5 protein-coding genes, 1 tRNA gene, 3 rRNA genes and 1 pseudogene are annotated in these 12,208 nt (G+C 38.6%); all 10 read right to left on the bottom strand.

The annotated features are described in order from the left end of the window. Window positions 1-155: 155 nt before the first annotated feature. Window positions 156-1,382, bottom strand: a complete 1,227-nt coding sequence (gene nuoF / locus CIG1485E_RS00875; RefSeq protein WP_038452674.1) for an NADH-quinone oxidoreductase subunit NuoF — start codon at window positions 1,380-1,382, stop codon at window positions 156-158. Further along, the gene (locus CIG1485E_RS00870; RefSeq protein WP_038452672.1) at window positions 1,369-1,860 is read right to left on the bottom strand and encodes an NADH-quinone oxidoreductase subunit NuoE family protein; all 492 of its coding nucleotides are present in this window, start codon (window positions 1,858-1,860) and stop codon (window positions 1,369-1,371) included. Before CIG1485E_RS00870 ends, nuoF begins: the two co-directional genes overlap by 14 nt. Then, complete coding sequence (locus CIG1485E_RS00865) at window positions 1,857-3,473, bottom strand: NADH-quinone oxidoreductase subunit D (protein WP_038455475.1); 1,617 nt, start codon at window positions 3,471-3,473, stop codon at window positions 1,857-1,859. The genes CIG1485E_RS00870 and CIG1485E_RS00865 overlap by 4 nt, the downstream gene beginning before the upstream one ends. Before the next feature lie 46 nt (window positions 3,474-3,519). After that, entirely contained in the window at window positions 3,520-4,026 is a 507-nt protein-coding gene (locus tag CIG1485E_RS00860) for an NADH-quinone oxidoreductase subunit B (protein WP_038452670.1), read from the bottom strand. Further along, on the bottom strand, window positions 4,017-4,376 hold the full coding sequence (locus tag CIG1485E_RS00855) for an NADH-quinone oxidoreductase subunit A (protein WP_038452667.1): 360 nt from the start codon (window positions 4,374-4,376) through the stop codon (window positions 4,017-4,019). The genes CIG1485E_RS00860 and CIG1485E_RS00855 overlap by 10 nt, the downstream gene beginning before the upstream one ends. Before the next feature lie 485 nt (window positions 4,377-4,861). After that, a pseudogene (locus CIG1485E_RS09560) lies at window positions 4,862-5,095 on the bottom strand (ComEA family DNA-binding protein); the annotation flags it as partial. 1,258 nt (window positions 5,096-6,353) lie between these two features. Further along, window positions 6,354-6,471 (bottom strand): 5S ribosomal RNA (rrf, locus tag CIG1485E_RS00845). A 150-nt stretch (window positions 6,472-6,621) separates the two neighbouring features. Beyond that, window positions 6,622-9,532: ribosomal RNA gene (locus CIG1485E_RS00840) — 23S ribosomal RNA — on the bottom strand. Window positions 9,533-10,075: 543 nt separating this feature from the next. Beyond that, window positions 10,076-10,151 (bottom strand) — tRNA-Ala (locus tag CIG1485E_RS00835). 87 nt (window positions 10,152-10,238) lie between these two features. Next, a 16S ribosomal RNA gene (locus CIG1485E_RS00830) occupies window positions 10,239-11,753 on the bottom strand. Together the 16S, 23S and 5S rRNA genes with 1 tRNA gene alongside form the textbook arrangement of a ribosomal RNA operon. Between the last annotated feature and the right edge of the window lie 455 nt (window positions 11,754-12,208).

Raw genomic sequence — 12,208 nt, 5'->3', positions numbered from 1 at the left:
ACCCTAAAATTAATCTCTAAAACCACACTTTATGGCAAACTGTTGTGAGATGAGTTTGTGGGTTGCGTAAAAAATTTTGACAAACAAAATAGGACAGATAGTCCATTGAAGTCAGAAATTTTTAAGTCTCCCACGAAATCGCTCACAAACCAAGCCTAATCATTTATGAGGGCCTTAAATTCGCTCTCAAATTTAGTAATAAAGCCCATTATCACATCTTTAACAGCTGGAGCAAACACGCAAACTGTCTTGCCATCGAGCATATAGCAGATGTCTTTTAGAGTTTGCAAATCACTCATTTTACCTTCGCCATGAACGATTTTTTCTACCACTCTTAGCCCCCAGCCACAGCCCTCACGGCACGGCGTGCATTGTCCGCAACTCTCTTCAGTGTAAAACTCAAGCAAATTTAAAAGCACATTTGGCATACTCACACTATCATCAAAAACCATCATTCCGCCAGTCCCCAAAGCACTTTTAAACTCTTTTAGGCTCTCATAATCCAAAGTCGCTTTTAGCACTTCATCTTTAGTAAGCACCGCAGCACTCGATCCTCCAGGGATAACTGCTTTTAGCTCTCTTCCCCTCCACACTCCACCGCCAAATTCGTTAATAAAATCTATCATTTTGTAGCCAAATGGAAGCTCTTTGACGCAAGGGCTGTTTACGCAGCCACTAACTTGAAATAGCATGGCTCCTGGGCTTTGCTCAGTACCAAAGCTCCTATAAGCTTCCCAGCCATTTTTGACTATAAAAGGCACGCTAGCTATGGTTTCAACGTTGTTTACCACGCATGGTGAGCCAAATAAAAAATCAGGCTCTTTTTTATCATGCGGTTTTAGTCTTGGGTGACCTCTTTTGCCCTCAATGCTCTCTAAAAGTGCAGTTTTTTCGCCACATACGTACGCTCCAGCACCTTTATAAACCACAATCTCAAAGCCATCAAGTTCATCTTTTGCCTCTTTTATAGCGTTATTTAGGCTTACAAACTCTCTTTCATACTCCCCACGAATATACACAAAAGCCCTACTCGCACCAAGCCCATGGGCTGAGATGATGATACCCTCAATCAAAAGATGTGGGTCTAAATTTAGTATATATTTGTCCTTACAAGTACCGGGCTCACTCTCATCGCCATTTATCACAAGGTAGCGTTTTTGGGCGTTAGTTTTGCTTGCGTAGGCAACCATATTTTTCCATTTCGCACCACAGCTTCCACCACCGCCGCCTTTACCACGAAGCCCACTTTTATCTACCAAATCCATTATATGGCTTGGCTCAAGGCTCAAAATTTGCTTTAAATTTGAGTAAGCGCCGTGTTGTTTTGCTACTTCTATTTGGTTTGCGTTTTTGATGTCAAATTTAGCACTAACGACTTGCATTTTCTTGCCTTATTTTTTGTATTAAACTCTCCAATTTCTCTTCATTTAGCTCTGCATGTTGCTCCAAACCACAAAGCATACAAGGGGCTTTTTCGCAGTATCCAAGGCATTCGCTCTCCCCAAGACTAAAAAGCCCGTCGCTTGAAGTCTCACCCATTTTGATACCAAGCAAATTTTCACAAAATTTAATAAGCTCATCGCTGCCACGCAGTTTACAGGTTATAGTTTTGCAAAATTTAAGCTCATATTTACCTTTTTTAGCATCATTAAACATAGCAAAATAGCCTATCGCCTCAGCAAAAAATATCGCCCTAATCCCAAGCTCACGCTCAAGGTACAAAATATCATCGTTGCCAATAAATCCTTGCTTGCGCTGAACCATCCAAAGCACTGGCATGACCAAAGCCCTATCATCATCAACCTTGCTTCTAAGCTCTTCTATGCTTTTTAACTCTTCGGGTGTAAATTTAAAACTCATCTATCTAGCTCCCCTGCGATAATATTTAAGCTACCTAAATTTAGCACACTATCAGCGATCAAAGTCCCATCTACCATGTGCGAAAACGCATTTAGTGCGTAAAAACAAGGCGGTCTAAGCTTCAAGCGATATGGGCTAGGTTTTTCATCGCTCAAGGTAAAAAATCCAAGCTCGCCATTTGCCCCCTCACTAGCACTGTAATAATGCCCTGCTGGGAGTTTGATCCCGTCAAAAACAAGTTTAAAATGATTTATCAAGCTTTCTATATTGCCATAAACTTGCTCTTTTGGTGGTAGCATTATGTCTTTGTCGCTTATGTTTATTGCTCCTTTTGGAATGCTTTTTATGGCTTGTTTGATGATAGAAATCGACTCTTTTATCTCAAAAAATCTCACAAACATCCTGTCATAAATATCGCCAACGCTCCCAACAGGTACGTTAAAATCAAAACTATCGTAAAAATCATAAGGTGCGTCTTTTCTAAGGTCGTAAGCCACCCCACTCGCTCTTAAATTTGGCCCAGTAAAGCCAAAACTAAGTGCGTCTTTGGCTGAAATCTTGCAGATATTTTGGACGCGGTCGAGATAAATGCGGTTATTTTCTATCAAAGTTAGCGTATCATCTACGCCTTTTTGGACTTCATCAAGGCAGCCAAGAAGCTCACTCTCCCAGCCCTCAAAAAAGTCACCAGCCATGCCGCCAATTCTTACAAATGAGTTAGTAAATCTAGCTCCAGTGAGCTTAGACAAAAAGTTGTAAATCTTCTCACGTGGATTATAAAGATACCAATAATTTGTCAAAGCTCCCATATCTACAAACATCGCAGCAAGGCAGACTTCATGGTCGATTATGCGTGAAAGCTCACCTAAAATCACACGCATAAATTTCGCTCTATCGGTGATTTGCACGCCTAAAATCCCCTCAATCGCTCTTGCATAAGCAAAGTTATTTAGCAGCGCTGAGCAGTAGTTTAACCTATCGGTATATGGAATGATTTGGGCGTAAGTGTGGTTTTCACAAGACTTCTCAAATCCACGGTGTAAATAGCCGATTTCACTCACGCAAGCCTTTATCTTTTCGCCATCAAGCGCCATGAAATTGCGAATAGTGCCGTGCGTCGCAGGGTGGCTTGGACCTAAATTTAAAAAGGTAAATTTAGTATTGAACTCTTCATTTTCGTCGCCCAGACCCTTTGCCACAAGCTCTTTTTGCATTTCATCGACCAAATTATCACTCTCAAAAAGTAGCTGTCCCTTATCTATTGGATAATCTTTTCTCAAAGGATGACCCACGAAATCCTTGTGATTTAAAATCCTTTTTAAATTTGGATGATTTGTAAATTTGATACCAAATTGATCCCAGCACTCTCTCTCAGCCCAGTTGGCACTTCTATAAATATGCGAAAGCGTATGGATCTCATCACCGCTCAAATCCACCCACGCACAAAGCAGAGCCGAATCAAGCCTTCTAAAAATATAATACACGCTAAAACAGCCATTTTTAGCCAAATTATCGACGCCAATCACGTCAGCTAATATCTCAAATTTAAGCTCATCTCTAGCAAAAAAGCCAAATTCACAAATGTCGTTTTGAGATATTTTTACGCTTAACATTCCATCATTTTTGCTATCAAGCACGGTAAATTTAGAACAAATTTTATCAAACATCTAGCAAACCTTTAAAATCTTTATGTCTATCATGAACCGATGAGCTTGATATCTTTTCTTGTAGGGCTAAAAGTGCGTCTATGATGGCCTCAGGGCGAGGCGGACAGCCACTGATATAGACATCGACTGGTATGATTTGGTCGACTCCTTGAAGAGTGGTGTAATTGTCATAAAACCCACCACTACAAGCACAAGCGCCCATGCTGATGACCCATTTTGGCTCACACATTTGGTTATAAATTTCTTTTAAAATCGGAGCTTGCTTATATGAGATCGTCCCAGCTACTAGCATTAAATCTGCTTGACGTGGCGAAAATCTCACGACTTCAGCCCCAAATCTTGACATATCATGCCTTGAAGATACCGCACTCATAAACTCTATCGCACAACACGCAGTCCCAAAAGCCATAGGCCAAAGTGAGTTTTTGCGTCCCCAATTTAGCAGATCATCAAGCCTAGTAAGCAAAATTTCGTTTTTGATTAAAGTTTCTATTCCCATCTTAAAATCTTCTTTTTGTAAATATAAAATAAACCAATGAGCAAAATTCCCATAAACACAAACATCTCAATAAGCCCAAAAACGCCAAGCTCTCTTAGGCTCACCGCCCACGGATACATAAAAACAGCTTCTATATCAAAAAGCACAAACACAATCGCTACGATGTAGTATTTGACGCTGATACTTGAGTTTATCCCGCCATAAATGTTTGTGATTCCGCTTTCGTAAATTCTATTTTTTGAAGAGTTTGGATTGTTTGGGCCGATTTTTCTTGTCAAATAAAATAGTGCAATAAGTAAGCAAACTATAAATATGTAGAGAAAAAAACTTAGAACTAAATTTATATGCATTTTTACTCCAAATAAACCAGCTTGAATACTCAAGCAAGAAATTTAATTGCAGTAATAATACAAAATATTGCCAAAATAAGAAGTTTGTAAATATAATTAGTTGAGTGGTTTAAATTATAACGATAAATAAGCTATGAAACTTATAAAAGTGTAAATTTAACACAGTATAATATGCGTGGATATATGGGATTTTAGCGACTATTATTACGCTTATCTTAAACTAAAATATTAATAAGTAAAAAATATGTTACAATTTTTCACATATTTAGAGAGAGTGTAAATTTACCCTTTTGAGATAAATTTACAAATAATAAGGTTTTGCACTCTTTTATCTATTTTACTTTTGGGTTCTTATCCTTCTTCTCTTTACCTGTTCTATCTTTTTTAATATCGCTATTTATCTTATCTTTCTTCTCTTTAACCTTTTTACTACTTTTACTACTATTACCTTTAGATTTTAAATTTGATATATCATTGTCTCCATTTATAGATAGATCTGCTTTTATAGCTTCATATCTTTTATCACCTATACCTTTAACATTTTTAATATCTTCTATAGAATTAAATTTGTTTTTATTTCTATAATCTATAATAGCTTCAGCCCTGCTCTCTCCAATGCCAGGCAAAGCCATTAGCTCCTCTTTACTTGCTGTATTTAGATTAACAGCTCCATAAACTAAGCTTGATAGTAAAGCCATACTAGATACAAACTTAAACATCATATTCATTACTTATCCTTTTACTAGAATTTACTTGATTATAAGCATATATTTTAAAACTAAACTTAATAAGCTTGTTTGATGTAATAATTATATAATCTATGAGAAGAAAGGTAACACTTGGGGGTTAGTTAAGTAGATTTAAACAATAATACTATTTTAGTTTAAGAGTAATAAAGTAATATGATGTTTTGCATATAATGTTTATGGTTTTCCATTATAAAATTTAAATATTTTAGCTCTTTTGATTAGCTTATGTATTTCCCCTTATATGATTTTAAACTAAAAAAATAGCACAAAGATAAATAATCTTTAATGAGGATGCAAATTTCTTTATTTGATTAGAAATAAAAGTATAGAACCAATTGATTCATTCTATTTTAAATAAGTAATCTTGTGATTGTTCTTATGGTTTGATTTGCTAACATTGTTTGAAATCTACTTACTGGATTTTGGCTTATACCTTGACTTAGTTTCTCGCCATTAAATCAATAAAAGATAAATTAATAGAATAACTTAAATTTATTCTACTAAGATGTAAATACATATTAATATCAATAATATTAATAGCACCAATAACCTATCATTTCATATATATACCAAACAAATAGCCTAATATTATAAGAGCATAAACATAAAATCAAACATATTGATCAATAAGATTGAATTAATAATATTTGCAAATAAGACAACTTGATATAGATAGTAATAAAAATATTAAATTTGCAAACAAGCATAAAAAATCTAATAGGCAGCATTAAATATCTAGATAAATTTAATAAGTAATAAAAAGTAGTAAGACATTGTATTAATAAAAAATATTAAATTTAAAATAAGACTATCATATCATAAGAGCTTAATAAATAAAATAAGATTTTAACTAATAAAGAAACGATTTGAAATAAAAAAGATTTGACTAATTAAAAGAAATAAATTCATTAAACATTTACTCATACATAAAATTCAATTAAAAAGTAATAAGACTAAATTAATAAAAAAGATAATTTAATATAAAAATTTGATTGATAATAAGCTAAAGATTTTGATCGATAAATAAATGGTTCTAAATCAATAAAAGATAAAATTCAACATAAACATTTGATTAATAATAATGCACTACATCAATGGTAAAACATTAAACTAATCAATAGAATTTAATTTATATAAATAAAGAACTAAAAATAAAAAGTATTATTGAAATAAATAAAATATTGGTTGGTAAAAAGATTTGATTGAAATAAAGTGAATAATAACACAAAGCCCGCAGCGACCTACTTTTCCACATCCCAGTAAGAGAGAGTATCATCGGCCATGATGAGCTTAGCTTCTTGGTTCGAGATGGAGCAAGGCGTTTCCTCATCTGTATAGCCACGGGCAGTGTTAAATAAAAGAATGTTTAGTTATTCTCTTATTTAACACTGTTTGTGTTAGATAATTATCGTTAAAAGTCTTTTTAGTTTTAATTGGTAAAACTGATTTCTTTGCAAGAATATAATTTATCCTTAACAAGGAAGTGATGCTTATATAAAGATAAGCAAACGAGCTATTAGTACTGGTCAGCTAAAGGACTTTCATCCATTACACACCCAGCCTATCAAACTAGTAGTCTACTAGAGCTCTTAAAAGAAGATTCATCTTGGAGTTGGCTTCGAGCTTAGATGCTTTCAGCTCTTATCACATCCCGGCTTAGCTACCCAGCGATGCTCTTGGCAGAACAACTGGTACACCAGTGGCCAGTTCGACCCGGTCCTCTCGTACTAGGGTCAACTCTCCTCAATCTTCTTACGCCCACGGCAGATAGGGACCGAACTGTCTCACGACGTTCTGAACCCAGCTCGCGTACCGCTTTAAATGGCGAACAGCCATACCCTTGGGACCTGCTCCAGCCCCAGGATGCGATGAGCCGACATCGAGGTGCCAAACCTCCCCGTCGATGTGAGCTCTTGGGGGAGATCAGCCTGTTATCCCCGGGGTACCTTTTATCCTTTGAGCGATGGCCCTTCCACACAGAACCACCGGATCACTAAGACCGACTTTCGTCTCTGCTTGACGTGTATGTCTTGCAGTTAAGCTGGCTTATGCCTTTATACTCTACGAACGATTTCCAACCGTTCTGAGCCAACCTTTGTAAGCCTCCGTTACATTTTGGGAGGCGACCGCCCCAGTCAAACTACCCACCAGACATTGTCCTACCTAAGGATAACTTAGGCTAGTTAGCTACCCGAATAAAGAAGAGTGGTATCTCAACAATGGCTCACTATAAACCAGGGTCTATAGATCAAAGCCTCCCACCTATCCTGCGCATCTTTATCCAAGTAGCAGTGTCAAGCTGTAGTAAAGGTCCACGGGGTCTTTCCGTCTTGCCGCGGGTAGGAGGAATTTTCACCTCCACTACAATTTCACTGGATCTCTCTTTGAGACAGCTCCCATCTCGTTACGCCATTCATGCAGGTCGGTATTTAACCGACAAGGAATTTCGCTACCTTAGGACCGTTATAGTTACGGCCGCCGTTTACTCGGGCTTCGATCAAATGCTTCGCAGAGCTAACATCATCAATTAACCTTCGAGCACCGGGCAGGCGTCACACCCTATACATCCACTTACGTGTTAGCAGAGTGCTGTGTTTATGGTAAACAGTCGGGAGGGACTCTTTGTTGTAACCTTCTTTGCTTTGTAGAGTAAATCTACTAACAAAGTTAGGCACACCTTATACCGAAGATACGGTGCTATTTTGCAGAGTTCCTTAAAGAGAGTTCTTCCACGCGCCTTAGAATACTCATCCCACCCACCTGTGTCGGTTTACGGTACGGGCAATTATTACTAAACTTAGAAACTTTTCTTGGCTCGATAGTATCATGGATTCTCATTCAACTCCGAAGAGCGTCGTGAGCCTTTGAGGTCTCGGATAAAGAGTTACGGATTTGCCTATAACTCAACCTACGCCCTTAGACTAGCACTTCCATCCGCTAGCTCCACTAACTTTAAGCGTCCTTCCATCGCACATAATAATTGGTATTGGAATATTAACCAATTTTCCATCGCATACCCCTTTCGGACTTTGCTTAGGACCCGACTAACCCTACGATGACGAGCATCGCGTAGGAAACCTTGGGTTTTCGGCGTCTAGGATTCTCACCTAGATTATCGCTACTCATGCCTGCATGCTCACTTCTATCCGCTCCAGCACTCCTTACCGGTATACCTTCAACGCTGAATAGAACGCTCTCCTACCACTTAGTTAAAAACTAAGTCTAAAGCTTCGGTACTCATTTTAGCCCCGTTATATTTTCCGCGCAGAATCACTAGACCAGTGAGCTATTACGCTTTCTTTAAAGGATGGCTGCTTCTAAGCCAACCTCCTGGTTGTTTAAGTAACTCCACATCGTTTTCCACTTAAATGAGATTTAGGGACCTTAGCTGTTAGTCTGGGTTGTTCCCCTCTTGACGACGGATTTTATCACTCGCCGCCTGACTGCTGTGATTACATTATAAGTATTCGGAGTTTGATAGGGTTTGGTACATTGGTATATGCCCTAGCCCATTCAGTGCTCTACCCCTTATAATTACGACACAACGCTATACCTAAATATATTTCGGAGAGAACCAGCTATCACGATGTTTGATTGGCCTTTCACCCCTATCCACAAGTCATCAGGAGCCTTTTCAACGGCCGTCTGTTCGGTCCTCCACTGGCTCTTACACCAGTTTCAACCTGCTCATGGATAGATCACATCGTTTCGGGTCTGCAGCATCTGACTATACGCCCTATTAAGACTCGCTTTCGCTACGGCTCCGGGTTTCCTTAACCTCGCCAGACACCACAACTCGCAGGCTCATTATGCAAAAGGCAGTCCATCACACGTCATAAAGAATCGTGCTCTGAATGATTGTAAGCAAATGGTTTCAGGTTCTATTTCACTCTGATCACCTCAGTTCTTTTCACCTTTCCCTCACGGTACTTGTGCACTATCGGTCTAGTAGTAGTATTTAGGGTTGGAGAGTGGTCTCCCCAGCTTCAGACAGGATTTCACGTGTCCCGCCCTACTCAGGATACTGCTAAGTATAAACGCACTTTCATATACGGGGCTATCACCCACTATGGCTAACCTTTCCAGGTTATTCTATTAGTTTGTTTAAGTCTATGTTGCAGTCCTACAACCCCGTTAGTAAACTAACGGTTTGCCCTCTTACGCGTTCGCTCGCCGCTACTAGCGTAATCTCTTTTGATTTCTCTTCCTGTGGGTACTAAGATGTTTCAATTCCCCACGTTAGCTCTGTAAATACAGTAGTTAATATCACTATTAACTGGGTTGCCCCATTCAGAAATTCCCGGATCAAAGCCCCTTGACGGCTCCCCGAGACTTATCGCAGCCTGGCACGTCTTTCATCGCCTCTACTAGCCAAGGCATCCACCATTTGCTCTTAGTAGCTTACCTTTTTTAGTCTTCTCACAAGAGCAAAGCTCTTGTTCCGATGGGAAGTGCAAGCACTCCCTCAACCCACCTAAAGCACAACACAATATAAATATTGTGTTCATTTTCCATAAAGACAAACTTAATACTAAATTTGGTATTTCGGAATTGAGAAGTTTTTATATTTTTGTTTAGATTATTATTCTAATTTGCATCACTTCCTTGTTAAAGATAAAAAATAAATTTGATAATTTATATTTTACAATATTTAAATATATACTATAAGACGGAAAGCATTAACTACTACTAAGTAAGTTTTAAAACTTAATAGATTGTGATGTTAAACTTGATAGTTAATATTTTAGTTATTGGGATAACAGATTGTTTAATTAACTATTTGCTAAACTAGTCTATATTTAAAGCTCTAACAAGTCCTGTAAAATTGTTTTATTTATTAAAACTTGATTGTGACTTTTAACAATGATAATTTAAATAACTTTAGACAAAAGTCTAATTTAAAAACTAATGTTAGTTCTTAAATTAGACTTTTATAAAATATTAAACTATTGGTGGAGAATAGCGGGATCGAACCGCTGACCTCCTGCGTGCAAAGCAGGCGCTCTCCCAGCTGAGCTAATTCCCCAATATAGCAATCTCTCAAACCTAAACAAGTGTGATTGAGACCTCTTTCTTAACTAGCAGTTGTGAGACTTACTAGTATGTACTCTAGAAAGGAGGTGATCCAACCGCAGGTTCTCCTACGGTTACCTTGTTACGACTTCACCCCAGTCGCTGATTCCACTGTGGACCGTAGCTAGTTTAGCATTCGGGCTTCGAGTGAAATCAACTCCCATGGTGTGACGGGCGGTGAGTACAAGACCCGGGAACGTATTCACCGTAGCATGGCTGATCTACGATTACTAGCGATTCCGGCTTCATGCTCTCGAGTTGCAGAGAGCAATCCGAACTGGGACATATTTTATAGATTTGCTCCATCTCGCGATATTGCATCTCATTGTATATGCCATTGTAGCACGTGTGTCGCCCTGGGCATAAGGGCCATGATGACTTGACGTCGTCCACACCTTCCTCCTCCTTACGAAGGCAGTCTATTTAGAGTGCTCAGCCGAACTGTTAGCAACTAAATACGTGGGTTGCGCTCGTTGCGGGACTTAACCCAACATCTCACGACACGAGCTGACGACAGCCGTGCAGCACCTGTCTCTAAGTTCTAGCAAGCTAGCACCCTCATATCTCTACAAGGTTCTTAGGATATCAAGCCCAGGTAAGGTTCTTCGCGTATCTTCGAATTAAACCACATGCTCCACCGCTTGTGCGGGTCCCCGTCTATTCCTTTGAGTTTTAATCTTGCGACCGTACTCCCCAGGCGGTATACTTAATCCGTTAGGTGCATTACTGCCGTGACTAGCACAGCAACAACTAGTATACATCGTTTAGGGCGTGGACTACCAGGGTATCTAATCCTGTTTGCTCCCCACGCTTTCACGCATTAGCGTCAGTTGAGTTCCAGCAGATCGCCTTCGCAATGGGTATTCCTGGTGATCTCTACGGATTTTACCCCTACACCACCAATTCCATCTGCCTCTCCCTCACTCTAGATTATCAGTTTCTCAAGCAGTTTAACAGTTAAGCTGTTAGATTTCACAAAAGACTTGATAATCCGCCTACGCGTCCTTTACGCCCAGTGATTCCGAGTAACGCTTGCACCCTCCGTATTACCGCGGCTGCTGGCACGGAGTTAGCCGGTGCTTATTCCTACAATACCGTCATGGTTCTTCTTGTAGAAAAGGAGTTTACGCTCCGAAAAGTGTCATCCTCCACGCGGCGTTGCTGCTTCAGGGTTTCCCCCATTGAGCAATATTCCCTACTGCTGCCTCCCGTAGGAGTCTGGACCGTGTCTCAGTTCCAGTGTGACTGATCATCCTCTCAGACCAGTTATGCGTCAAAGCCTTGGTGAGCCATTACCTCACCAACTAGCTGATACAATATAGTCTCATCCTACACCGAAAAACTTTCCCGACTTAACTTATGTTAAGAAGGAGTATGGAGTATTAGCAGTCATTTCTAACTGTTGTCCTCCAGTGTAGGGCAGATTAACTATACATTACTCACCCGTGCGCCACTAAGATTTAAAAAAGCAAGCTTTCTTAAATCTCCGTTCGACTTGCATGTATTAGGCACGCCGCCAGCGTTCACTCTGAGCCAGGATCAAACTCTCCATAAAATTTATGCAAAAGACTTTTTATCTTGCAGATGAAAAGTCAGCATAAATTTGGGATAAACCCAAATTTATTATGAAGTTTTTAATCTAAAAACTTTTAAGTTTTATATATTAATAAGTATAAAGATAATATAATTATTTTTATACTATAGAACTTACTTTAAAAAGTAGTTCTGGCTCAATCGATCACTTGTTTAGATTTCAAAGATTGACTATAAAAAATAGTTTAACATTTATAATTTTAAAAAACATCGAAAAGTGAAGTGATTTCTAATATCTAGAAGAAGATAGAAGGTCTTTCTCATTTCGTGAGCTGGAATTATACAAGAGACATACTTAAATATAGCTTAAAGAATTGGGGAAATTGAGAAAAGTTGGGGAAATCGATTAAATTTCTATATTTTTATGCAAAATAGGGGTGGGTTTGGGGGATTTTTATATAGATTGTTCCACAACTA

Origin of the sequence: Campylobacter iguaniorum (genome assembly GCF_000736415.1) — a bacterium.
GTDB lineage: Bacteria > Campylobacterota > Campylobacteria > Campylobacterales > Campylobacteraceae > Campylobacter > Campylobacter iguaniorum.
Note: the sequence above shows the minus strand (reverse complement) of the source record. Positions and strands in the feature narration are given on the sequence as shown.